17 protein-coding genes, 1 tRNA gene and 3 rRNA genes are annotated in these 24,984 nt (G+C 43.0%); 17 read left to right on the top strand and 4 right to left on the bottom strand.

The annotated features are described in order from the left end of the window. Positions 1-64: 64 nt before the first annotated feature. From ACWPWY_RS18740 to ACWPWY_RS18715, 6 genes are all read left to right on the top strand, one after another. The gene (locus tag ACWPWY_RS18740; protein ID WP_454193167.1) at positions 65-1,405 is read left to right on the top strand and encodes a TrkH family potassium uptake protein; all 1,341 of its coding nucleotides are present in this window, start codon (positions 65-67) and stop codon (positions 1,403-1,405) included. A gap of 439 nt (positions 1,406-1,844) precedes the next feature. Continuing rightward, positions 1,845-3,392: ribosomal RNA gene (locus ACWPWY_RS18735) — 16S ribosomal RNA — on the top strand. A gap of 383 nt (positions 3,393-3,775) precedes the next feature. After that, positions 3,776-6,700, top strand: a 23S ribosomal RNA gene (locus ACWPWY_RS18730). Positions 6,701-6,834: 134 nt separating this feature from the next. Beyond that, positions 6,835-6,948: ribosomal RNA gene (gene rrf, locus ACWPWY_RS18725) — 5S ribosomal RNA — on the top strand. The 16S, 23S and 5S rRNA genes sit together here, the layout of an rRNA operon. Before the next feature lie 197 nt (positions 6,949-7,145). Continuing rightward, positions 7,146-8,720, top strand: a complete 1,575-nt coding sequence (ptsG, locus tag ACWPWY_RS18720) for a glucose-specific PTS transporter subunit IIBC (RefSeq protein WP_454193166.1) — start codon at positions 7,146-7,148, stop codon at positions 8,718-8,720. Positions 8,721-8,727: 7 nt separating this feature from the next. After that, complete coding sequence (locus tag ACWPWY_RS18715; RefSeq protein WP_454193165.1) at positions 8,728-9,444, top strand: N-acetylmannosamine-6-phosphate 2-epimerase; 717 nt, start codon at positions 8,728-8,730, stop codon at positions 9,442-9,444. A 51-nt stretch (positions 9,445-9,495) separates the two neighbouring features. On the opposite strand, the gene ACWPWY_RS18710 is transcribed toward ACWPWY_RS18715, so the two are convergent. After that, a complete protein-coding gene (locus ACWPWY_RS18710) occupies positions 9,496-10,299 on the bottom strand; it encodes a MurR/RpiR family transcriptional regulator (protein WP_454193164.1) in 804 nt (267 codons plus the stop codon). A gap of 443 nt (positions 10,300-10,742) precedes the next feature. Between ACWPWY_RS18710 and guaB the strand changes: the two genes are divergently transcribed. The 9 genes from guaB to ACWPWY_RS18665 all read left to right on the top strand — a co-directional run bounded on the left by guaB (position 10,743) and on the right by ACWPWY_RS18665 (position 19,146). Beyond that, positions 10,743-12,200, top strand: a complete 1,458-nt coding sequence (gene guaB, locus ACWPWY_RS18705; RefSeq protein ID WP_454193163.1) for an IMP dehydrogenase — start codon at positions 10,743-10,745, stop codon at positions 12,198-12,200. A 403-nt stretch (positions 12,201-12,603) separates the two neighbouring features. Continuing rightward, positions 12,604-13,923 carry a D-alanyl-D-alanine carboxypeptidase family protein gene (locus ACWPWY_RS18700; protein WP_454193894.1) on the top strand — a complete coding sequence of 440 codons (1,320 nt, stop codon included), beginning with the start codon at positions 12,604-12,606 and terminating at the stop codon, positions 13,921-13,923. Between the two features lie 213 nt (positions 13,924-14,136). Continuing rightward, positions 14,137-15,018, top strand: coding sequence for a pyridoxal 5'-phosphate synthase lyase subunit PdxS (gene pdxS / locus ACWPWY_RS18695; protein ID WP_454193162.1), 882 nt, complete (start codon positions 14,137-14,139; stop codon positions 15,016-15,018). 18 nt (positions 15,019-15,036) lie between these two features. Then, the gene (gene pdxT, locus ACWPWY_RS18690; protein ID WP_454193161.1) at positions 15,037-15,621 is read left to right on the top strand and encodes a pyridoxal 5'-phosphate synthase glutaminase subunit PdxT; all 585 of its coding nucleotides are present in this window, start codon (positions 15,037-15,039) and stop codon (positions 15,619-15,621) included. 133 nt (positions 15,622-15,754) lie between these two features. Beyond that, positions 15,755-17,035: a serine--tRNA ligase gene (gene serS / locus ACWPWY_RS18685; protein WP_454193160.1), complete on the top strand. Its 1,281-nt coding sequence runs from the start codon at positions 15,755-15,757 to the stop codon at positions 17,033-17,035. A gap of 97 nt (positions 17,036-17,132) precedes the next feature. Then, positions 17,133-17,221, top strand: a tRNA-Ser gene (locus ACWPWY_RS18680). Between the two features lie 158 nt (positions 17,222-17,379). Beyond that, positions 17,380-17,721, top strand: a complete 342-nt coding sequence (locus ACWPWY_RS18675; protein ID WP_454193159.1) for a hypothetical protein — start codon at positions 17,380-17,382, stop codon at positions 17,719-17,721. A 12-nt stretch (positions 17,722-17,733) separates the two neighbouring features. Further along, on the top strand, positions 17,734-17,883 hold the full coding sequence (locus ACWPWY_RS18670; protein WP_454193158.1) for a small acid-soluble spore protein P: 150 nt from the start codon (positions 17,734-17,736) through the stop codon (positions 17,881-17,883). Between the two features lie 183 nt (positions 17,884-18,066). Continuing rightward, on the top strand, positions 18,067-19,146 hold the full coding sequence (locus tag ACWPWY_RS18665; protein ID WP_454193157.1) for a hypothetical protein: 1,080 nt from the start codon (positions 18,067-18,069) through the stop codon (positions 19,144-19,146). 186 nt (positions 19,147-19,332) lie between these two features. On the opposite strand, the gene tadA is transcribed toward ACWPWY_RS18665, so the two are convergent. Further along, positions 19,333-19,851: a tRNA adenosine(34) deaminase TadA gene (gene tadA / locus ACWPWY_RS18660; protein ID WP_454193156.1), complete on the bottom strand. Its 519-nt coding sequence runs from the start codon at positions 19,849-19,851 to the stop codon at positions 19,333-19,335. Positions 19,852-20,205: 354 nt separating this feature from the next. Between tadA and ACWPWY_RS18655 the strand changes: the two genes are divergently transcribed. Together ACWPWY_RS18655 and ACWPWY_RS18650 are read left to right on the top strand one after the other, a co-directional pair. Beyond that, entirely contained in the window at positions 20,206-22,491 is a 2,286-nt protein-coding gene (locus ACWPWY_RS18655; protein ID WP_454193155.1) for an ATP-binding protein, read from the top strand. A gap of 51 nt (positions 22,492-22,542) precedes the next feature. Beyond that, positions 22,543-23,244: a pseudouridine synthase gene (locus ACWPWY_RS18650; protein ID WP_454193154.1), complete on the top strand. Its 702-nt coding sequence runs from the start codon at positions 22,543-22,545 to the stop codon at positions 23,242-23,244. Positions 23,245-23,303: 59 nt separating this feature from the next. On the opposite strand, the gene ACWPWY_RS18645 is transcribed toward ACWPWY_RS18650, so the two are convergent. Both ACWPWY_RS18645 and motA read right to left on the bottom strand, forming a co-directional pair. Next, positions 23,304-24,098, bottom strand: a complete 795-nt coding sequence (locus ACWPWY_RS18645; protein ID WP_454193153.1) for a flagellar motor protein MotB — start codon at positions 24,096-24,098, stop codon at positions 23,304-23,306. Then, on the bottom strand, positions 24,085-24,885 hold the full coding sequence (gene motA / locus ACWPWY_RS18640) for a flagellar motor stator protein MotA (RefSeq protein ID WP_454193152.1): 801 nt from the start codon (positions 24,883-24,885) through the stop codon (positions 24,085-24,087). The genes ACWPWY_RS18645 and motA overlap by 14 nt, the downstream gene beginning before the upstream one ends. Positions 24,886-24,984: the final 99 nt, after the last annotated feature.

The following is a 24,984-nucleotide window of genomic DNA, read 5'->3' as shown; positions in this document are numbered from 1 at the left end:
CTTGAGGTTGTTCCTCTTTTAAAGTGTACCGGTTGGTAAGGAGTACGAAGAAAGGCGAGATGTAATGAAGAGACGTATAGGTTTCACCAAAAAGCTGGCCACTCCGCCATTTATATTAGTCGCAGGTATTTTGCTGATCATCGCGATAGGTACAGTGTTGTTAATGCTGCCTATCTCCAACCACAGCGGGCACTCTCTTCGTTTTATGGATGCATTATTTACGGCAACTTCCGCGGCTTGTGTTACAGGTCTAATCGTGGTGGATGTAGAAACTACGTTTACCCTTTTTGGTGAAATCGTGATTATGATCCTCATGCAGCTAGGCGGTCTTGGTTTCATGACGATTGCGACCTTGATCGCGCTATTGTTCGGGAGAAAACTATCCCTGAAAGACCGGCTTATCTTAAAAGAGGCGATTAATTCCGATACTATGGAAGGAGTCGTTCGGATCATTCGAAAGGTTCTTATCTTTTCTTTCACCATTGAAGGAATCGCAGCCATTATCTTTACAGCTAGATGGTCAGTGGATATGCCTTTCCTTAAGGCGCTGTACTATGGCATTTTTCACTCTGTGTCTTTATTTAACAATGGGGGCTTTGATCTGTTCGGCAATAGCTTTCAGAATTATACTGGTGATTGGTTGTTCAATACGATCTCGAGCATACTGGTTATATCGGGCGGGTTAGGGTTTGTCGTGCTCAATGACTTATTCGAATTTCCTAAGAAGCGAAGACTATCCCTTCATTCAAAAATGGTGCTGTCCGTATCCGGCGTATTAATCGCCTTAGGTGCAATTGTACTGTTCGTTTTTGAATTTACGAACACGAAAACGTTAGGCTCGCTTGATTTGTCGCATAAGCTTTATGCGTCCTTCTTCCAGTCTGTGTCTACCCGTTCATCAGGGACAAGTACAATTGATGTAACGGAACTGCGTTCTGCGACACAATTCTTTTTCATCTTGCTTATGTTTATCGGAGCCTCTCCTGGTTCAACAGGCGGGGGTATCAAAACAACAACCTTTCTCATTATGATAGGAGCTTTGTTTGCGATGATTAGAGGACAGAAAGATATCGTGTTCTTTCGGCACCGTGTACCACAAGGGCTGCTCATGCGGGCGATGACTATTATCATTATTACGTTAGGCATATTCATGGTTATTAATATGCTGCTACTTACGACAGAGGATGCCCCTTTTCTAACCATCATGTTTGAGACGGCATCAGCTGTAGGAACAGTTGGGCTTTCGGTGGGACTAACACCGGAACTTACCGAGTGGGGAAAACTGATTATTACAATTACGATGTTTATCGGTCGTATTGGTCCGCTTACCATTGCTTATGCGATCAGACCAAAACAAACAAAGAATCTATATCGCCATCCAGAGGGACGAATCATCATCGGATAAAGGGTATGTAAAAGAGAGTATATAGAAGAGGGGCTCTGGTTTAATTAGCAGGGCCTCTTTTTTATTATTAATTGAGGACTTAAATTCTTTTCAAAAAAGACTTGCATTATTTTTATCAGCATGGTATATTCTAATTCCGGCCAAGAAGTTAGCCAGTAAGCAACACACTGAATAACAAGCTTCGTAAAACGAAGTTAAAAAAACTTCGAAAAAAAGCTTGCAATTCTGAACCGGACATGTTATGATATAAGAGTTGCTGATGACGAAAATTGTTAGCGAGATTGATCTTTGAAAACTGAACAACGAGGAGTTTTGCGAAAGTGAAACTCATGAGTGAATGAAATACAAATTCAATTTGTTGGTCATAACAAATTGAATAGAGAACTTTTAAGTTCTCGTCAGCATTTTCTAAATGAGCATATCGCTCTTTTCAATAAATTTATTGGAGAGTTTGATCCTGGCTCAGGACGAACGCTGGCGGCGTGCCTAATACATGCAAGTCGAGCGGAGTCGATGAGAAGCTTGCTTCTCTGAAACTTAGCGGCGGACGGGTGAGTAACACGTAGGCAACCTGCCCATAAGACTGGGATAACTACCGGAAACGGTAGCTAATACCGGATAGGTTCTTCTCTCGCATGAGAGAAGAAAGAAAGACGGAGCAATCTGTCGCTTGTGGATGGGCCTGCGGCGCATTAGCTAGTTGGTGGGGTAAAGGCCTACCAAGGCGACGATGCGTAGCCGACCTGAGAGGGTGATCGGCCACACTGGGACTGAGACACGGCCCAGACTCCTACGGGAGGCGACAGTAGGGAATCTTCCGCAATGGACGAAAGTCTGACGGAGCAACGCCGCGTGAGTGATGAAGGTTTTCGGATCGTAAAGCTCTGTTGCCAGGGAAGAACGTCCTTGAGAGTAACTGCTCAAGGAGTGACGGTACCTGAGAAGAAAGCCCCGGCTAACTACGTGCCAGCGACCGCGGTAATACGTAGGGGGCAAGCGTTGTCCGGAATTATTGGGCGTAAAGCGCGCGCAGGCGGTTATTTAAGTTGGGTGTTTAATCCCGGGGCTCAACCTCGGGTCGCACCCAAAACTGGGTAACTTGAGTACAGAAGAGGAAAGTGGAATTCCACGTGTAGCGGTGAAATGCGTAGAGATGTGGAGGAACACCAGTGGCGAAGGCGACTTTCTGGGCTGTAACTGACGCTGAGGCGCGAAAGCGTGGGGAGCAAACAGGATTAGATACCCTGGTAGTCCACGCCGTAAACGATGAATGCTAGGTGTTAGGGGTTTCGATACCCTTGGTGCCGAAGTTAACACATTAAGCATTCCGCCTGGGGAGTACGGTCGCAAGACTGAAACTCAAAGGAATTGACGGGGACCCGCACAAGCAGTGGAGTATGTGGTTTAATTCGAAGCAACGCGAAGAACCTTACCAGGTCTTGACATCCCTCTGACCGGTCTAGAGATAGACCTTTCCTTCGGGACAGAGGAGACAGGTGGTGCATGGTTGTCGTCAGCTCGTGTCGTGAGATGTTGGGTTAAGTCCCGCAACGCAACCCTTGATCTTAGTTGCCAGCAGGTAAAGCTGGGCACTCTAAGGTGACTGCCGGTGACAAACCGGAGGAAGGTGGGGATGACGTCAAATCATCATGCCCCTTATGACCTGGGCTACACACGTACTACAATGGCCGGTACAACGGGCGCAAAGCCGCGAGGTGGAGCAAATCCTTAAAAGCCGGTCTCAGTTCGGATTGCAGGCCGCAACTCGCCTGCATGAAGTCGGAATTGCTAGTAATCGCGGATCAGCATGCCGCGGTGAATACGTTCCCGGGTCTTGTACACACCGCCCGTCACACCACGAGAGTTTACAACACCCGAAGCCGGTGGGGTAACCGCAAGGAGCCAGCCGTCGAAGGTGGGGTAGATGATTGGGGTGAAGTCGTAACAAGGTAGCCGTATCGGAAGGTGCGGCTGGATCACCTCCTTTCTATGGAGAATTGTTTCCTGCGATGGAAACATTCAAATATACGTACGATGAAAGTCGACGGACCACTTTGCGAAAGCAAAGTAAACACTCACTCGTTGTTCAGTTTTGAGAGTTTAATCTCTCAAAATCAAGTCATGTAATTTTATCTACACAGTTTGTGTTAGACCAAGATTCCATGATCGCTGTTTCAGTGAAACAGCTTTGCTCATTGAAAACTAGATAACGAAACAATTTTGCGATTTTAGAAATATCCTTTAAGCTGAACTTGTGTTAAACAAGTGAAGATTAATAGATTGCTGAGTGAGGTTTTTGGATCATGAGCGACTTTTGGCTTTGCGCAAGCAAAACAAGGGGAGCGAAGGAGGCAAAACACCGAACAATATGGTTAAGCTATTAAGAGCACACACGGAGGATGCCTAGGCGCTAGGAGCCGATGAAGGACGTGGCGAACAACGATACTGCCTCGGGGAGCTGTACGCAAGCTTTGATCCGGGGATGTCCGAATGGGGAAACCCAGCTATCGTAATGGATAGTTATCTCTACCTGAATACATAGGGTAGTTGAAGGCAGAGGGGAACTGAAACATCTAAGTACCCTGAGGAAGAGAAAACAATAGTGATTCCGTCAGTAGCGGCGAGCGAACGCGGATTAGCCCAAACCAATCAGCTTGCTGGTTGGGGTTGTGGGACGTCTCACATGGAGTTACAAAGGAACCGATTAGTTGAAGAGGTCTGGAAAGGCCCGCCAGAGAAGGTAAAAGCCCTGTAGTCAAAAGTCTGTTCCCTCCGAGACGGATCCCGAGTAGTGCGAGGCACGTGAAACCTCGTATGAATCCGGCAGGACCATCTGCCAAGGCTAAATACTCCCTAGCGACCGATAGTGAAGCAGTACCGTGAGGGAAAGGTGAAAAGCACCCCGGAAGGGGAGTGAAATAGAACCTGAAACCGTGTGCTTACAAAAAGTCAGAGCCCGTTTTATGGGTGATGGCGTGCCTTTTGTAGAATGAACCGGCGAGTTACGTTCCCGTGCAAGGTTAAGGTGAAAAGCCGTAGCCGCGGCCGAAAGCGAGTCTGAATAGGGCGACATAGTACGTGGACGTAGACCCGAAACCGTGTGATCTACCCCTGTCCAGGGTGAAGGTGCGGTAACACGCACTGGAGGCCCGAACCCACGCACGTTGAAAAGTGCGGGGATGAGGTGGGGGTAGCGGAGAAATTCCAATCGAACTCGGAGATAGCTGGTTCTCCCCGAAATAGCTTTAGGGCTAGCCTCGGAACAAGTAAGTCGTGGAGGTAGAGCACTGATTGGGTGCGGGGCCCGCAAGGGTTACCAAGCTCAGTCAAACTCCGAATGCCATAGACTTGTATTCCGGGAGTCAGACAGTGAGTGCTAAGATCCATTGTCAAGAGGGAAACAGCCCAGACCATCAGCTAAGGTCCCCAAGTGTGTGTTAAGTGGGAAAGGATGTGGAGTTGCACAGACAACCAGGATGTTGGCTTAGAAGCGACCACCATTTAAAGAGTGCGTAATAGCTCACTGGTCGAGTGACTCTGCGCCGAAAATGACGGGGCTAAACACACCACCGAAGCTATGGCTTGATACTATGTATCAGGGGTAGGGGAGCGTTGTATGCCGGGTTGAAGGTAGACCGGAAGGACTGCTGGACTGCATACAAGTGAGAATGCCGGTATGAGTAACGAAAAGATCAGTGAGAATCTGATCCGCCGAAAACCTAAGGGTTCCTGAGGAAGGCTCGTCCGCTCAGGTAAGTCGGGACCTAAGGCGAGGCCGAAAGGCGTAGTCGAAGGACAACAGGTCGAAATTCCTGTACCACCGTAAATCGTTACGAGCGATGGGGGGACGCAGTAGGGTAGTGACGCAGACTGATGGATGTCTGTCCAAGCAGTGAGGCTGATGTGTAGGCAAATCCGCACATCATTAAGGCTGGGCTGTGATGGGGAGTGAAAATTACAGTAGCGAAGGTCATGATCTCAGACTGCCAAGAAAAGCCTCTAGCCAGATGAAGGTGCCCGTACCGTAAACCGACACAGGTAGGTGAGAAGAGAATTAGGCGCGCGGAAGAACTCTCGTTAAGGAACTCGGCAAAATGACCCCGTAACTTCGGGAGAAGGGGTACCCCGGTAGTGTGAATAGCACGAGGGGGTCGCAGTGAAAAGGCCCAAGCGACTGTTTAGCAAAAACACAGGTCTGTGCGAAGCCGCAAGGCGAAGTATACGGGCTGACGCCTGCCCGGTGCTGGAAGGTTAAGGGGAGTGGTTAGGGATTAGTCCCGAAGCTATGAACCGAAGCCCCAGTAAACGGCGGCCGTAACTATAACGGTCCTAAGGTAGCGAAATTCCTTGTCAGGTAAATTCTGACCCGCACGAATGGCGTAACGACTTGGGCGCTGTCTCAACGAGAGATCCGGTGAAATTTTAATACCTGTGAAGATGCAGGTTACCCGCGACAAGACGGAAAGACCCCATGGAGCTTTACTGCGACTTGATATTGGATTTGGGTACGATCTGTACAGGATAGGTGGGAGCCTAAGAAGCATGAGCGCCAGCTTGTGTGGAGCAACGTTGGGATACCACCCTGATCGTATCTAGGTTCTAACTTGGTACCGTGATCCGGTGCGAGGACAGTGTCAGGTGGGCAGTTTGACTGGGGCGGTCGCCTCCTAAAGAGTAACGGAGGCGCCCAAAGGTTCCCTCAGAATGGTTGGAAATCATTCGCAGAGTGTAAAGGCACAAGGGAGCTTGACTGCGAGACCTACAAGTCGAGCAGGGACGAAAGTCGGGCTTAGTGATCCGGTGGTACCGCATGGAAGGGCCATCGCTCAACGGATAAAAGCTACCCTGGGGATAACAGGCTTATCTCCCCCAAGAGTCCACATCGACGGGGAGGTTTGGCACCTCGATGTCGGCTCATCGCATCCTGGGGCTGAAGTAGGTCCCAAGGGTTGGGCTGTTCGCCCATTAAAGCGGTACGCGAGCTGGGTTCAGAACGTCGTGAGACAGTTCGGTCCCTATCTGTCGTGGGCGTAGGAAATTTGAGAGGAGCTGTCCTTAGTACGAGAGGACCGGGATGGACATACCGCTGGTGTACCAGTTGTTCCGCCAGGAGCATCGCTGGGTAGCTATGTATGGAAGGGATAAGCGCTGAAAGCATCTAAGCGCGAAGCCCACCTCAAGATGAGATTTCCCAATTAGTAAGACCCCTTGAAGACGACGAGGTAGATAGGCTGGGGGTGGAAGTGCGGCAATGCATGGAGCTGACCAGTACTAATCGGTCGAGGGCTTATCCTAAAAATAAAAATCGCAAAGATTGTTTCGTATCTAGTTTTCAGGGAGCAAAACCTTGAATACGCTATTGGTTTTATACACACGTTATAGTGATGTACCAAAACCAACGCGGATCGCATTTGTTACACAAATGCTCGTTTGGTGGCGATAGCGGAGGGGTTCCACACGTACCCATCCCGAACACCGTTAAGCCCTCCAGCGCCGATGGTACTTGGACCGCAGGGTCCTGGGAGAGTAGGACGTCGCCAAGCAAATAGAAAACCGTTGTTGACAATATGTCAGCAGCGGTTTTTTTGTGTTTTAGTGAGCGAGATAGATGATGACAAACTTTATAATAACCAATATGTAGAGGATTAGGTTTATGAAAGCGATTAAAATAATCATTGACGAAAACTGTTTTCATAACTATGATGAACATGAAAACGATTATTGAGGAGTGGTCATCCAGGTGAAACAATACTTCGAGAAAGCTCAAAAGTTTGGTAAGTCTTTTATGCTCCCTATCGCAGTTCTACCTGCAGCTGGTTTGTTATTAGGTATTGGCGGTGCTTTATCTAATGCAAATACAGTAGAAACTTACCCATTCTTGCAAGTGGAATGGCTTCAGCAGATTTTTACCGTTATGAGCAGTGCAGGAAGCATTGTATTCGATAACCTCGCTCTTATATTTGCAATTGGGGTAGCGGTCGGCTTGGCTCGTGCAGACAAAGGAACTGCCGGACTTGCAGCAGGACTGGCATACTTGGTAATGAATGCTTCGATCAATGCGATGCTGATTAATACAGGTCAGTTAGCAGAAGATCAATTAGCTTCTGTCGGGCAAGGAATGGTCTTAGGGATACAAACGCTTCAGACAGGTGTATTAGGAGGGATCATAGTTGGACTGGTTACTTCTATGCTGCACAATAAATACAACAAGATTGAACTTCCTGCTTTTCTTGGTTTCTTTGGGGGTTCTCGGTTTATTCCTATTGTTTCTTCTTTCGCGGCCATCTTCGTCGGTATTATTTTATTCCTGATATGGCCAACTGTTCAGCTGGGAATTTCTCAACTTGGCAGTCTGGTAGATAAAACAGGATATGTCGGCACCTTATTTTACGGATTTTTGCTAAGAATGCTTGGACCACTGGGTCTGCATCATATATTCTATCTTCCTTTCTGGCAGACAGGACTTGGCGGTACGGTAGACGTTGCAGGTACAGTCTATGAAGGAACACAAAATATATTCTTCGCTCAGTTGGGTGACCCAGCAACAGAGAAATTTTTCTCTGGTACCTCAAGATTTATGTCCGGACGTTTTATTACGATGATGTTTGGATTACTCGGTGCTGCTTTAGCTATTTATCATACGGCACGCCCGGAACGAAAAAAAGTAGTTGGCGGATTGATGTTATCGGCTGCTTTGACATCATTTCTCACAGGAATTACAGAACCTTTAGAGTTTTCGTTCCTTTTTGTAGCTCCAGTACTGTATGTCGTTCACGCTATATTTGATGGATTTGCTTTTATGCTTTCCCATATCTTTGAGATTACAATCGGACAAACATTCTCTGGCGGTTTAATTGACTTCATTCTCTTCGGAGTACTGCAAGGTAATGCCAAGACAAACTGGATACTTGTTCCGATCATCGGGGTGGTCTGGTTCTTCCTTTACTACTTCACGTTCCGAGTTTTAATTGTTAAGTTGAAACTGAAGACTATGGGCCGGGAAGACGAGACAGACACTGATCAAGTGGAATCTTCTACTGATTCTAAGCCGAAAAAGGCAAACGCAAAAACCGGACATGAACGTTCGATCGCTATTCTTAACGGACTTGGCGGTAAGGATAATATTAAAGAAGTAGATTGCTGTGCAACAAGACTTCGCGTGTCCGTTCTGGATATGGATATAGTAGATGAGAAAATGCTTAAAGAGACGGGAGCTACTGCGGTAGTTAAAGTCGGAAATGGTGTTCAAGTTATATATGGACCTCAGGTTACGATTATTAAGAATGAAATTGAAGAATATATGGAAACGGAGTGATAAAAAAATGGAATTAAATACGTTAGGAATTCAAGGTGGACTTATTGTATCATGCCAAGCACTCGAGCATGAGCCTTTACATAGCTCTTTTATCATGGGGAGATTGGCGATCGCGGCAAAACAAGGTGGTGCAATTGGAATACGTGCGAATACAGCTGCTGACGTCAAGGAGATTAAACAGCAGGTAGATCTGCCGGTAATCGGAATTGTAAAAAGAAATTATGGAACCAACCCAGTTTTTATTACACCAACGATTCAGGAAGTGGATGAGCTTGCAGCTGTAGGCGCTGAAATCATTGCGGTTGATGCAACAGTAAGAGCCCGTCCAGATGGAAAAACATTAGAGGCATTTGTAAAGGAAATCCGTAGTAAATATCCAGATGTTTTACTTATGGCGGACATTTCTTCAACAGAAGAAGCTATAATTGCTGAAAAGCTAGGCTTTGATCTTATCTCTACTACGCTAGTAGGATACACAGAAGAAACATCCCACATGAAACTTTATGATGAGGATTTTGCAGTACTAAAAGAAATTATCGCTAGCGTTCATACTCCGGTTGTTGCAGAAGGAAATGTAATGACACCAGAGATGGCAGCTCGTTGTCTAGAAGTAGGTGTCTACTGTGTTGTTGTAGGAGGCGCGATTACTCGACCACAGCAAATTACTGAGCGATTCGCTGCTGCGATCTCTGAAGTAAGTAAAGTAGCAACTGCTACGATATAACGAACGATAATATAGTGATCAGGCCAAAGCTAAACAGCTTTGGCCTGATTTTTATTCCCCTTGATATAAAGCCTTCAGTGTATTTTGGCGAGCTTTGAATAAAGATTCATCCTCAAGTAAGAGCAGGGATATCACATCTAGGATATAGATGATGGCAAGCTGACTATTAATAAAGTGGACATCTCCTGTACGATCGATATCAGGGGTGAAAAGGCATATATCGGATATCTCGGATAGAGGAGTATGATCAAAATTAGTAATGCCAACTACTTTGGCACCGCGTTTTTTAGCAGCATCCAGTGCGTCACTGACTTCAATCGTTCTTCCAGAATTGGAAATCCCAATCACTAGATCATCTTGTCCTAATAGCGAAGCACTCATAATCATCATATGTGAATCAGTTACAGCATCAATGATAATATTCATCCGAGTTAGACGGTATTTAAACTCCAGAGCAGATAATCCAGAGCTTCCTAGACCATAGACATAGATTCGGCGTGATTTCTTTATTAATTTCACTACTTGTTCAATCTGTTCCGGATCCAGCATTTCAGCGGTAGCATTAATAATGTCATTATAGGTTTGCTGAGTTTTAGGAAAAAAGCGAGTTTCTGAACGAGGCTGCTGAATTTCACGATTGAGAAGAATTTTGAAATCAACGAAAGTTGCACAACCTACTTTTCGGCAGAATCGGGTGATGGTTGAAGTAGAGGTGTACGTATTTGCAGCCAAATCACGAATATTTATATTCATAATGGATGCCTGATTACGCATGACATAATCGGCAATTTCTTTTTCTTTTGCTGAAAAACGTTGATATTCAATTTGCAGCTTATCGATCATACTAGACGACATCGTATTTGACCTCATTCCGTTCATAATTTAGCTAGGGAAAAGATTATTATATAGTAGTCTACTGCCGTATGATGAAAAGTACAAATAGGAATGTTTCTCATTTTACCTATGAAAATTGACACATAGATGAGCATTTAAAAGGTAGAAGAGGGGACAATAGAACAAAAATAATAAATAGAAGAAATGATATGTACCAGTATAGGCTTTATATCATGAACTTTATAGCTAAGAAAGCAAGCAGTTAGCCAGAAATGTCCGTCAGGGACATACAGTTGTTTTTCTGCAGCAATACACTCTTTCACAGCAGGTTACTTTTCCTTGACAGTGCAAATGGGCCTTTGCTAAGATTGCAATAATATATTTTCAGAAAATGTTCATTAGATCCATAAATGCTTTCATTTAGGGATCTTCAGTCTATATATAATAAAAGGAGGAACATCGTAGTGTGGGGAGATAAGTTTAGTAAAGAAGGTTTAACATTTGATGATGTTTTGTTAGTACCCCGTAAGTCTGAGGTACTTCCCAAGGAAGTTGATGTTTCTGTTCGTTTAAGTGATAACGTGAAGCTTAATATTCCACTGATCAGTGCTGCGATGGATACTGTTACAGAAGCACCTTTGGCGATTGCGATCGCAAGAGAAGGCGGTATCGGTATTATTCATAAAAATATGCCGGTTGAACAGCAAGCTGAAGAAGTAGATCGTGTAAAACGTTCGGAGAGCGGCGTAATAACGAATCCTTTCTCACTGACTAAAGATCATCTAGTATCTGATGCAGAAAATGTAATGGCAAAATATCGTATCTCCGGTGTGCCTATCGTTGATGAAGCACAGAAATTGGTTGGAATTCTAACCAACCGTGATTTACGTTTTATTAAAAACTTCGACATTAAAATCTCCGAAGTGATGACAAGTGAGAATCTGGTGACAGCACCTGTAGGTACTACGCTTGTACAAGCTCAAGAGATTTTGCAAAAACATAAAATTGAGAAGCTTCCGCTTGTTGATGAGTCGAACACTTTAAAAGGTCTTATCACCATTAAAGACATTGAAAAAGCAATCCAATTCCCGAATGCTGCAAAAGACAGTCAAGGAAGATTGATTGTTGGTGCGGCTGTTGGTGTATCCAGTGACTTGTACGAGCGTACGGAAGCTTTGGTAAAAGCAGGTGTGGATCTGATCTCGATCGACTCCGCACACGGCCACAGTAAAAACATTCTTGACTCCGTTCGTAAACTTCGCGAACTATATCCAAATCTTACGATCATTGCGGGTAACGTAGCTACGGGTGAAGCAACTCGTGACTTGATTGAAGCAGGAGCATCCGTTATTAAAGTAGGTATTGGTCCTGGATCGATTTGTACAACTCGTGTTGTTGCTGGTATTGGTGTACCTCAAGTAACTGCAGTTTATGATTGTGCAAATGTAGCTCGTGAATACAATATTCCTGTCATTGCTGATGGCGGTATCAAGTATTCCGGTGAAATTACAAAAGCAATCGCAGCAGGAGCTCATGCAGTTATGCTGGGAAGTCTGCTTGCTGGTACAGAGGAAAGCCCAGGCGAATTTGAAATTTACCAAGGTCGCCGCTTTAAAGGATATCGCGGTATGGGATCCATCAGTGCAATGAAAATGGGCAGTAAAGATCGTTACTTCCAAGATGATGATAAGAAACTTGTTCCTGAAGGTATTGAAGGACGCGTTGCTTATAAAGGTCCACTTAGTGCGACTATTCATCAGCTGATTGGCGGACTTCGCTCTGGTATGGGATATTGCGGTACAGCGACGATCGATGAACTTCGTAACGACACTCAGTTTATTCGAATTACGAGTGCTGGGCTTCGCGAAAGTCACCCACATGATGTTCAAATTACAAAAGAAGCGCCAAACTATACATTGTAAGACCATAATTTTTGATCATATAGCAGGCAGGCAAGGTGAAATTCACTTTGCCTGTCTTTTTTTGCGGAATATCGTGTGTTAAAATGAAACAGGACTTGTATAAGTATACAAGCAAACATACGAACCTTATGAAAACATGAACAAAATGATCTCTATCTGTTGTAGTAGAGACATTACATATAAATCAGTTTTTCTCTGATTCAATGGGTTCTTCTTTCGGTCCTTGTTTAGCTATTTCGACTACGTTCAACATCTACAAAGTAACAGATTGCCATTATTGCCTATAGAGGCATTATGAAAGATTAGAGGAGGATTTATTCCATTGAAAAAGAAGTACAGTCATTCATTAATTCGCTCTGAACAAACCGAGAGATCAAAGTTTAAGAAACGCGTTGCTACAGTAATGGTTATGAATATGTTATGCATGTCGGTGATTCCTGCCGCAGTATCCGCTGAACAAGTGACTCAGGTAGCAACGGCTGCCACTACAAGTACTACGACAAAAGCATCTGCTTCTAAAGTACCTTCGCCAGATTCATTAGGACTGGGGGTAAAGTCAGCGGTGCTGATGGAAGCATCAACCGGTCAAATTCTTTTGTCAGTTAATGCCGATCAAGCTTATGCTCCCGCTAGTATGACGAAGATGATGACAGAGTATATTGTCTCTGAAAAAGTAAAACAAGGTGAACTATCATGGGATGATATCGTAACGGTCCAGAAGAATGCTTCATTAAGTGAAGGTTCCCGCATTTTCCTTGCCGAAGGCGATCAACATACAGTTAAGGAACTGTATATTGCTATGGCCATTGGCTCAGCGAATGACGCTACCGTAGCTCTTGCAGAACATGTGGCAGGTTCTGAAGAGGAGTTTGTAAAACTCATGAATGCAGAAGCTAAACGTATGGGGATGAACGATACTCACTTTATTAACTCAACGGGTCTCAATCGTGAAGATATGCCGGAAGGTTTCCAGCCAGAAGATGAACGTGAGACAGTGATGACGGCAAAAGATGTTGCTATTTTGACTAGATATATCGTTCAGGATCATCCTGACTTTTCTGAATTCACTTCACTTCAATCTTATGATTTCCGTGGAAAAGATAAGATTATTAACTGGAACTGGATGCTTGAAGCGAACAAAAACATTACCAACTTCAGACAGTATGCATATGAAGGACTTGACGGTATGAAGACAGGGCATACAACAGCAGCAGGTTACTGTTTTGCTGGGACTGCAGAACGTGACGGAATGCGTCTAATCAGTGTGGTAATGGGTGCTAAAACAGAGCCAGGCCGTTTCAATGAAACAAAAAAAGTGCTCGACTATGGGTACAATAACTTTGAAGTGAAGCAAGTAGTTGCAGGTAAGACAACGGTAACCGGTGCAGAAACGGCTCCTGTATCCAAAGGTAAAGAAGCAACAGTTCCGGTTGTAACCGAAGAAGCGGTTAATTTTATTGTACCTAAAGGCACAGGAGCAATTGAACCTGAGTTTACAACGAACTTTGAAGGTGAAGCGCTTGAGGCTCCAATAGAAGCAGGTACGAAAGCAGGCACGATCACATATACCTACCAGGTAGAAGGTATGGATGGAGTGCAGGAACAAACAGTGAACCTTGTTACTTCCGAGAAAGTTGAAAAGGCTGGATGGTTCCGTCTGATGTTCCGAGGAATCGGAGATTTCTTTGGTGACATGTTTGATAGTATTAAAAACCTATTCTAAATTAAAACCGGTATTTGTTTTATTCTGTGAGACTTCTTTTTAAGAACGTGTATTTAGTAAAATAGTTGTATAATCAGGATTCATACGGTAAAATATCAAGTTAGAATTCAAATTGGAAACTTTTGATAGGTACAAGTCTTTTTCTATAGGATATTACCTTTTAAAAGGGTGTTGAATTGGAGAAACTGCAGATATAATACGGGGGGCTTAAACATGGAAACGGGCACATCACGGGTTAAAAGAGGAATGGCAGAAATGCAAAAAGGCGGCGTCATCATGGACGTTATGAATGCAGAACAGGCTAAAATTGCGGAAGCAGCAGGTGCCACAGCAGTTATGGCTCTTGAACGTGTACCATCTGATATTCGTGCAGCTGGCGGCGTAGCTCGTATGGCTGACCCAACGATTGTAGAAGAAGTGATGAAAGTCGTATCAATCCCAGTTATGGCAAAGGCTCGTATCGGTCATTTTGTTGAAGCGAAAGTGCTCGAATCCTTAGGTGTTGACTACCTTGATGAAAGTGAAGTATTAACTCCAGCAGATGAAGTTTTCCATATTGATAAACATGAATTTACGGTACCGTTTGTATGCGGAGCTAAAGATTTAGGTGAAGCACTTCGCCGGATTGGTGAAGGTGCATCGATGATTCGTACTAAAGGTGAACCAGGAACAGGTAACATTGTTGAAGCGGTACGTCACATGCGTTTTATTAACAGCCAAATCCGTAAAGTTCAGAATCTGTCCAAGGACGAGCTGTATGCGGAAGCAAAAAATTTGGGCGTAGCTTATGATCTTTTGCTTGATGTACATGAGAACGGAAAACTTCCTGTTGTTAACTTTGCAGCAGGTGGTGTTGCCACTCCAGCTGATGCTGCTTTGATGATGCATCTTGGTGCAGACGGTGTATTTGTAGGCTCTGGTATTTTTAAATCGGATAGTCCTGAGAAGTTTGCTCGTGCCATTGTAGAAGCTACGACTCATTACACGGATTATAAGCTGATTGCGGAAGTCTCTAAGAATCTGGGTGCACCGATGAAAGGGATTGAAATCTCTTCATTGTCCCCTGCAGAACGTATGTCGAATCGTGGCTGGTAAGAAAGAAGGTTGTCTAGAGTGAAAATCGGGGTATTAGCACTGCAAGGTGCTGTTGCTGAACATATTCGCAGTACGGAGCTAGCTGGAGCAGAAGGCATAGCAGTGAAGAGAGTAGAGCAACTTAACGAACTGGATGGTTTAATCATTCCAGGCGGGGAGAGCACTACGATTGGGAAGCTGATGCGTAAGTATGGTTTTATCGAGGCAATTAGGGAGTTCTCTGAAGAGGGAAAACCTATCTTCGGTACTTGTGCAGGTCTTATCGTAATGGCAAAGCAAATATCTGGGCAAGATGATGCTCATCTTAGCTTAATGAATATAACGGTTTCTCGTAACGCATTTGGACGCCAGCGTGAGAGCTTTGAAACAGATTTAGAAGTGGTTGGCATTGATGAGCCTGTACGTGCAGTGTTCATTCGTGCTCCGCTTATCGAGTCTGTTGGTGAGGGTGTCGAAGTTCTTTCTACCTATCATGATGAGATTGTAACCGCTCGTGAAGGTCATCTATTAGTTTCTTCTTTTCATCCAGAGCTTACTGATGACTACCGGTTACATCAATATTTCGTAGATATGGTGGAAAGCAGCTTGAAATCCTTGAGATAAGATAACAATATAACGATCTTGACTCTCGTGATATTTGAAGACTTACCCTTATGCAGGCCGCTAAAGCTCGTATAAGGGTGGAGTCTTTTCTCTGGTCGCAGGTCAAGATTATTTTTTTAGGAGGGAAATTTACGTGTTAGATATTAAAATATTGCGTAATGATTTTGGCAGAGTAGAGGAGGCACTCAAGCGCCGCGGTAAATCCGTTGATTTAATTGCAGATTTTCCAAAGCTTGATGTACGTCGCCGTGAACTTCTTCAAGAAGTTGAAACACTGAAGAATCGGAGAAATACGGTGTCTGGTGAGGTTGCTAAACGCAAGAAAAATAAAGAAGATGCGGATGAGTTAATCGCTGAAATGCGCCAAGTATCAGATAGTATCAAGCAAATGGACGAAGAAATCCGTGAGCTTGAAGCGCAAATCAATGAACTAACGATGGCTATTCCTAATATCCCTCATGAGAGTGTGCCTGTAGGTTCCTCTGAGGATGATAATGTAGAGATCCGCCGCTGGGCTGAACCACGTGAATTTAATTTTACACCGAAAGCACACTGGGATATAGCGCAAGACCTCGGTATTCTTGATTTTGAAGCAGCAGCTAAGGTCACAGGATCGAGATTTACATTCTATAGAGGGCTTGGAGCACGTCTTGAGCGGGCGTTAATCAGCTTTATGATGGATCTGCATAGTGATCATCACGGGTATGAAGAGATTCTTCCTCCGATGATTGTTAACAAAGACAGCCTCTACGGAACAGGACAGCTTCCCAAATTTGAAGAAGACCTCTTCAAAATCAAAGACACGGAGTACTACTTGATTCCTACAGCAGAGGTTCCTGTGACGAACTATCACCGCGAAGAAATTATTGATGCCGAGCAGTTACCGCAGAAATTTGTAGCGTATAGTTCATGTTTCCGCTCTGAAGCAGGGTCAGCAGGTCGTGATACTCGTGGTCTGATTCGCCAGCATCAATTTAATAAAGTGGAGATGCTGAAATTTGCGTTGCCGGAACATTCTTATGACGAACTTGAATTGATGACTAAAAATGCAGAACGCGTTCTAGAGCTTCTAGAGCTTCCATATCGAGTTATGGCACTCTGTACTGCAGATATGGGCTTTACTTCAGCGAAGACCTATGACCTCGAAGTATGGCTGCCTGAGAGCGGGATGTACCGTGAAATATCTTCATGCTCCAATTGTGAAGATTTCCAAGCAAGACGTGCCAATATTCGTTTCCGTCGTGAAGCGAAAGCCAAACCTGAATATTTGCATACATTGAATGGTTCTGGACTTGCTGTAGGAAGAACATTTGCTGCTATTCTTGAGAATTATCAACAAGAAGACGGTAGTGTGAAGATTCCAAAAGTGCTCGTTCCTTACATGGGCGGAGTGGAAGTTATTTCCCCAAAATAATTTTTTAAATAATAGTTGCATATGTGGACAATCTATGATAAAATAATTTTTGTTGAGCGTTAAGTGTTCAAAAACGTTAATAAAATTATTTTATCCTGGAGAGGTACCGAAGCGGTCATAACGGGGCGGTCTTGAAAACCGTTAGAGTGCAAGCTCACGTGGGTTCGAATCCCACCCTCTCCGCCATAACACATAAATGACAAGCCATTTTCCTTATTTAAGGAGAATGGCTTTTTTGATTATTTTCTGAAAAGATAAGTGCGAGAAGACAAGAATGAACAGTACAGAACAGTGCATAAAAAAGCGGCGAAAATCACACGTTAAAAGGTGTGGAGGTGTTACTAATGAGTGAAATTTTTAATATCGATCAAACCCAGCTTGTTCATGCTTGGAATGAGAGTTTGCCGAATGTGCTGAATAAAGGTGACCAAGCACAAGTAAACCCTGATGAAGCAGATCAGCACACCATTCGCATTCATATCGATACCGCAGGTCACCAGATGTACTCTTTTGATTTCAAATGCGCATATGTAGATAACCGCGAAGTCAAAGTCGATTTAGTGGATGTAGAAAAAGATGGGCGGCATGTTGATGAACGTACGGATACCATTCAGCAGCTTACGCATGATTATATGCGTCATATCCACGAGTGTGCACAAGCAGTACAGCATTTAACAAACCCTTAAGGAGAGGATCTAATGAGTAAGCCAAAAACGATTCCTGTACCGGAAGCACAGCCAGCTGGTGTAAGACATAAAAAAGATCATTCCTCTGGTCCAGCGCCTCTTTCCGGGTCGAAGAAGGTCAAGAATCGTAACCACGTAGATCATAATAATCCAGAAGGTTAATGTATTTTTATATCCATCATTACGAAGGGTCTCCTCAGAAAAGGAGACCCTTTTTCTGCATACATATTAATTTTATAAATTTTTATGCCCTAAATATCACCAAAAGTGTTTATCTTATTACAGAAATGAGATATCATTCTAAAGGGGTTTAGGAAAAGGATGAATGACGAGAGGGGAACAATCATGAACAAGAGTTACACAAGAGTCTTGTTAACAATAATGCTGGCGGCAATCGTCGTACTAGCAGGTTGTGGAGCTAAGCAAGAACCTAAGGAAGCAGTGAGAGATGCTGCAGCCAAAGCAACGGAGATGACTTCGTTTGCACTTACAAGTAAAGTAGTGATTAATAACTTATCCATGAGCCAGTCTGACGAACTTCCGGAAATGGGAATGGTTCTTGCAATGCTGAAAGATGCAGAGCTAAGTGTAGACGGGGTATTTCAGAATGACCCGATGCAAAGCGAATTTACTATTGGTATTAAGCTAAAAGGGGATATGGAGGTTGCATACAACATTCCTGTAGTTATGACAACAGATATGATGTACATTAAAGTGCCGAATATCCCTATGCTTGCAATTCCAGAAACACTAGTAAATAAATACATTGAGATAGATATGAAGAAACTGGCTGAAGAAGAGGGAGTGAAATGGAGCCCAGCAACCATGGATCTAACGAAATCTCAGCAGTTCTCCAATGAAGTGACAGACGCGGTATTTGCCGAATATGATCAGGACACCTATTTTAAGAGTATTGAAAAAGAAGAGTTCTCTGTTCCTGAGGATGTCGATGCTAAGCAGCTTGTTCAGTTCGAAGTAACAAATGAGAATGCCAAAGAAGCAGTTACCATTCTATTGAACAAGGTTATGCCTAAAGTAATTGAGATTATGAGTAAAGCGGAATATAAAGAAATGCTTCAAATTACAGACGAACAAATAGCTGAAATGAAAGAAGAACTAAACAGTACGGATGAGAGCCAAATGGCTGCCGATCTTGAAGAGCTGAAAAACCACTTAACGATTAATACGTTTACTATGAATACTGCCATCAATAAAGATGGAATTCCAGCTTACCAAGAAGGAAATGTTGATGTTATCATTAATGATCCAGACACAAGTGAGACGGTGAATTTAGCCATGACCATCACACAACACTATAAAGACATTAATAAAGCTCAAGAATTCCAAATTGGCATCCCTGCGGGGAACGATGTTGTAACGATGGAGCAATTCCAGGAATTATTAAGCGCAGCGTACAGCTACTAAGTAAAGAAAAAGAAGAAAAAGAAAGGTCAAGCGAAGGATTCTGATCCCTCCTTTGACCTTTTTTTGCGAAAAATGATAGCTCGGTTGTTCCGCTCCAGATGAGTTATACCCCGTTGATCAATATTACGATTTTTTTACTCTTTAACTTTAACTACTCGTTAAGTCCTAATATCAGGGCAGTCATTTTTAAGACCCTTCTTTAGAGCTATGTTTATGCCTAAGACGTCTAAAGAAGGAAGTAAGTAAGGAAGCACAGGTTTCTTGCAGTACTCCGCTTGTAACTTCGGTTTGATGATTAAATCTAGATTCTTGCAACAAATTCATAAGCGTTCCAGCGCAGCCTGCTTTCGGATCGGTTGTTCCAAATATGACGTGAGGGACTCTAGATTGAACTATAGCACCTGCGCACATTGGACAAGGCTCGAGTGTAACATATAATTTGCAGTCAAGTAGGCGCCAAGCTTGCAAATGAGCACTTGCTTCTTTAATCGCTAAAATCTCAGCATGAGCAGTTGCATCATAATTCACTTCGCGAAGGTTGTGGCCTCTTCCAATAATTTGATTATCTTTGACGATGATAGCACCGATAGGCACTTCTCCAAGCGCTTCGGCCTTCCGTGCTTCTTTGATAGCCTCATTCATCCAATATTCATCTGTATATAAGGATTCATCCTCAGTATGAATTTTTGGTTGGTCCTGTCCCATAAACGTAGTACATCCCTTCTAACAAGCATTTATCCAACGAACAAATATTCGGGTTGTTAACATGTTGTGCATAAGTTTGTGGATAACTATCTAGTTTTACACAGACTTGTACACATATTATCCAAAGGCTTGTGGATTTGTTAACAACTTTGTGTATGACTTCTTTATTTTATTCAATACTTGTCGATATATCAATTTCGTTCTACAATTATTCCTCTGTTGCCTAACTACGTATGCAGTCGTTCCTTTTCAAATAACTTGTAAGAAGGTATGATGTTCTTATACATAAATCCCTAGAAAGTCGTACATATAGTCACTTTTCGCCAGGATACGAGCCAAGAGGTGAGCTGGAGATTGTCCATTAAAATTAAATTGTCTTTGGTGATGTCGTTCTCGTTATTAATTTTACTTGGACTTAACATCGCGCTCAGTTATTACACGACCCAGGAAAATTTGCTGCAGGATAGCGAAAAGCGAATTGTATCTGCAGCAAAACAAATAGCACTGGCCATGGAGCAGAATCAAGACAATGCAGATGTCGTTAAGAAGCAGGTAGCCAAAAATTTGTGGCTCTCTGCGAAGTATGCAGCTATAAGATTGGACCCGGATATTGATAAGATAACGAATGAGCAGTTAGAAGAACTAAGTAAAGAGATAGGGGTATCAGCTATTTCCCTAATGGTTCAAACGGAAGATGATATTATTGTAACAAAATCCTCAGATCCTAATGAACTTGGGTTATCTACAAGGAAAATGACATTTTGGTACAAAGCATTTAAACAGCTTTTTGCAGAGAATCAAGTGACGATCCCCCAAGGGATAAAATATGATCATTATTGGTCAAATGGATTTGAATATGCAACATCAGACCCCGGGAATATCAACATATGGGGTTATTATCATGATGGGGAAAGAAACTATATGATCAATCCATTCATGAATTCAGATGAGATTGAGGATTATGTTCTTTTTTTCAACCCAGAAGGGAATATTAAAAAATTCCAAGATGTGAGTCCATCGATTCTTTCCATTGCTGGAATTAATCCTGCTACGTTCGGACAACCGACTATGGCGGAGGATGGAACAGATGAGATCTATCCTAAATTTATCAATAAACCTATTTTCTTTGGAGAATATCGATATGGAGAAGTGGAAAGAGATAAAAAAGCAATTAATAAAGCAATTGAAACCGGAAATAATGTGTCATATACCGCTGTAGTGGATGGAAAAAAAGTATTGAAAAATATGATCCCCATTACGAACTCTGTAGGACAGAAATATGTGATTAGTATTGTGACTGATTATCATGAGATTGAAAGTGTAATGTCAGAGCAGCTGACGAGTCATATTGCGGTATCCCTTGTACTGATGGAAATCGTCATTTTTGGGAGTTATTTGTTTGCTTCTGCTTATACGAAGCCGATACAGACTATTCTATCTAAAGTAAATGAAGTTGGAGACGGTCATTTTAATTATGATCTGAAATTAAAGCGCAACGATGAACTTGGACAATTATCTAATGGAATCAATGCAATGATTCGGAATCTCGGACACTATACGAGCCGACTGAAGCAAATGTATGAAGAAAACAGAGCGGTAAAAGAACATTTGGAGTCTGTCATCAATCAGACAGCCGATGCAATTCATATTATGGATGAAAAAGGAAATATTATTCAGGTCAATCGTGCTTTTGAACAAATGTATGGCTGGTTAGGTAGAGAAATCATCGGACAGCCTCTTAGTAATATTCCTGAAGAATTAATGGAAGAAGAAAAGGAGCAACGCAAGAAACTGCATAGCGGGTTAACCATTCCTTCAAATGAATCTTATCGTTATGCCAAAGACGGCAGCCGTATCGAAGTTAGTGTCAGTACAGCGCCGATCAGAGATGATGAGGGGAAAATTACAGGTTATATTAGTATTTCAAGGGATATAACAGGCCGTAAGCGAATGGAGGAGCTCCTGCGTCGCTCTGAGAAGCTTACAACTGTAGGACAGCTTGCTGCCGGAGTTGCTCATGAAATTAGAAATCCGCTTACGACGTTGAGAGGTTTTATACAACTTCAACAGCAGACCCAGAAAATGAATCCTCGTCATATTGATTTGATGTTATCTGAACTGGATCGGATAAATTTAATTGTAGGAGAGTTTCTCATTTTAGCTAAGCCGCAGGCTACTAATTTTACCCCTAAGGATATTCGTTTTATTATGGGTGATGTTATCTCTCTTCTAGACAGCCAAGCACATATGCTCGGTATTGAATTCTTACTGGATGCAGATGTCCCCACCATTGTTCATTGCGGAGAGAATCAGTTGAAACAAGTATTTATTAATCTCCTTAAAAATGCGATGGAAGCGATGCCGATTGGCGGAAAAATAGAGATCCGAATTAGCGTAACCGCAGGACAGAACGCTGAGATTGTAATTCAAGACGAAGGCGAAGGGGTCCCTGAGGATCTACTGCCTAAGCTGGGCGAACCTTTCTTCACAAGTAAAGAGTCGGGTACGGGTCTTGGTCTAATGGTAAGTCAGCGGATTATTCAAGCGCATAAAGGAACAATGGAAATTGATAGTATACAAGGCCAAGGAACCAAGGTTACCATTCTGATGCCGGCTTTGAATCAAAAAAAGTTCAAGTAATGTAAAAAGAGATAAGTAATAAAATATATGAAAGTAAGGTGTGTGGTCCAATTGCGGATAAATAAATTTATAAGTGAAACGGGATATTGTTCCCGCCGGGAAGCGGATAAGCTTGTAGACAGCGGAAGGGTAACGATTAATGGGACAGTTGCAGTCTTAGGAAGCCAAGCGGAAGAGGGCGATGAGGTACTTGTTGACGGCAAGCCTTTGAAGGAAAAGAAAAATACAGTTTATATTGCCCTTAACAAACCGGTTGGAATCACAAGCACTACAGAGCAGCATATCGAAGGAAATATTGTTGATTTTGTAGGTCATAAGGAAAGAATATTCCCGATTGGCAGATTAGATAAAGACTCCGAAGGATTAATCCTGCTAACGAATGACGGAGATATTGTAAACAAGATATTACGATCGGAAGGCAGACATGAGAAAGAATACATTGTAACCGTAAATCGGCCAATAACTGAATCGTTCCTAAGAGGAATGTCTACGGGTGTTAAAATTCTCGGAGAGAAGACTCTTCCCTGTACGGTTACACGTATCTCAGAGCGTACCTTCCGAATCATACTGACAGAAGGAAAGAATCGTCAGATTCGGCGGATGTGTAGTGCTTTTGGATACGAAGTGCAGCACCTGCAAAGAATTCGAATCATGAATATTCAGCTGGGTTCAATGAAAAAAGGCTCTTGGCGGGATTTAACGCCCGAAGAGAAGACAGAACTTGGACGTCTTCTCAACTATCGACTGCTTTAAAAATATGAAAAAGAAGCAGTGCCAATGGCACTGCTTCTTTTTTGTTTCAAGTCTTATATTTATTGTACATTCGTTGTTTTTGTTTCACCGTTGTATTTACGAATGATGGAGATTTCAACTCTTCTGTTTTTTGCGCGACCTTCTACCGTGGCGTTTGACTCCACTGGATGATATTCACCATATCCACTTGGGGTAAATTTGGAAGGATCCAATTTAGAATTTTGAAGTACAATTTTCAAAAAGTTCAGCGCACGGTCACTGCTCAAATCCCAGTTGTCTGTGTACTTATAATTGCTAATAGGCATATTATCTGTATGGCCGGTAACAATGACATCATAAGAGGGAAATTGTTCAAGCATCCGGGAGATATTTTTGGCAAGCACTTTTGCCTCTGGTTTCACATCCGCAGCTCCTGATGCAAACAGGGCATTGTCAGCGATGGTAATCATAAGCTGGGATTGATTGAGTTTCGTATCAAGCTGATTAGTAAGGCCGTTTTTGCCAATATAATCATCGAGCTGCTTTTTTAATCTTTCTAGATCTTCTTGTTCCTTTTTAGCGAGTGCAGCATCTGTCGCCGTATTTGGATTGCTGGAAGGGTTCTTATTTTTACCGAGATCCGCACCGGAACCAGCATCGTAAGAGGAGGAATGTTCTAGAACCCCTGTACCTCCGTTAAGGGCACTGCTAAGTGCCTGTGACATCTCTTCGAACTTCTTAGCATCTACAGAACTCATGGAGAACAAGGTGATGAATAAGGCCAATAGGAGTGTCATGAGATCTGAATAAGGCAAGAGCCAGCTTTCGTCTGCATGTTCTTCGTGTTCTTCATGGCGTTTATTACTCTTCTTCACCTGTTCCTCCCTCCTTGTTAGCAAGTTCAGCGCGTTCGCGCGGTGTCAGGAATACAGATAATTTCTGATTAATTGCAATAGTAGAAACACCGGATTGAATGGAAAGGAGACCTTCCACCATCATCAGTTTGATTTCTGATTCCAGTTTAGACATACGCTTCAGTTTGTTAGCAATAGGGTGCCACAGCACATAACCTGAGAAAATGCCGAGCAAGGTAGCGATAAAAGCAGCTGCGATAGCATGAGACAATTTATCCATATCGCTAAGATCTGCTAGAGCTGCTATTAAACCAACTACAGCTCCAAGTACACCGAGAGTTGGAGCATACATGCCTGCTTGTGAGAAAATAAGAGCACCGACTTTATGGCGATCTTCGGTTGCATGAATATCTTCCATAAGTACGTCGCGTACAAATTCTTGATCATTGCCGTCAATAATCATTCGCATACCGCCGCGAAGGAAATCATCATCGATTTCTTCTACTTTTGATTCCAAAGCAAGTAGACCCTCGCGTCTAGTAATGGAAGCCCACTCGACAAACATACTAATGAGCGTAACTTTGTCGATAAGTTTAGGTTTTGTGAAGACAATCTTGAACAGCTTCGGTATTTTTTTGACTTCAGACATGGGAAATGCCATGAATATCGTGGCAATGGTACCGCCAAAAATAATAAGGTAAGCCGCAGGATTATTTACCAAGTTGATTATTGGTGCTCCCTTTAGGATCATACCAAATACAAGAGCAACAATTCCCAAGATTAATCCGATAAGAGTTGAAATTTCCATGATACACCTCGTCCGTGAGATTTAATCTGAATCCTTTCATTGAGACATCCGGCTCATTTATTTTATTTATCGACATGTGATTCATTTTTATGAAGGTTT

Source organism: Paenibacillus sp. Marseille-Q7038 (genome assembly GCF_965111595.1).
Note: the sequence above shows the minus strand (reverse complement) of the source record. Positions and strands in the feature narration are given on the sequence as shown.

Excerpts from the sequence above, each read along its gene's own strand:
- ACWPWY_RS18740 (WP_454193167.1), top strand. The coding sequence starts at position 65 with ATGAAGAGACGTATAGGTTTCACCAAAAAGCTGGCCACTCCGCCATTT.
- ACWPWY_RS18715 (WP_454193165.1), top strand. The coding sequence starts at position 8,728 with ATGGAATTAAATACGTTAGGAATTCAAGGTGGACTTATTGTATCATGC.
- ACWPWY_RS18710 (WP_454193164.1), bottom strand. The coding sequence starts at position 10,299 with ATGTCGTCTAGTATGATCGATAAGCTGCAAATTGAATATCAACGTTTT.
- ACWPWY_RS18700 (WP_454193894.1), top strand. The coding sequence starts at position 12,604 with ATGGTTATGAATATGTTATGCATGTCGGTGATTCCTGCCGCAGTATCC.
- pdxS (WP_454193162.1), top strand. The coding sequence starts at position 14,137 with ATGGAAACGGGCACATCACGGGTTAAAAGAGGAATGGCAGAAATGCAA.
- ACWPWY_RS18675 (WP_454193159.1), top strand. The coding sequence starts at position 17,380 with ATGAGTGAAATTTTTAATATCGATCAAACCCAGCTTGTTCATGCTTGG.
- ACWPWY_RS18670 (WP_454193158.1), top strand. The coding sequence starts at position 17,734 with ATGAGTAAGCCAAAAACGATTCCTGTACCGGAAGCACAGCCAGCTGGT.
- ACWPWY_RS18665 (WP_454193157.1), top strand. The coding sequence starts at position 18,067 with ATGAACAAGAGTTACACAAGAGTCTTGTTAACAATAATGCTGGCGGCA.
- tadA (WP_454193156.1), bottom strand. The coding sequence starts at position 19,851 with ATGGGACAGGACCAACCAAAAATTCATACTGAGGATGAATCCTTATAT.
- motA (WP_454193152.1), bottom strand. The coding sequence starts at position 24,885 with ATGGAAATTTCAACTCTTATCGGATTAATCTTGGGAATTGTTGCTCTT.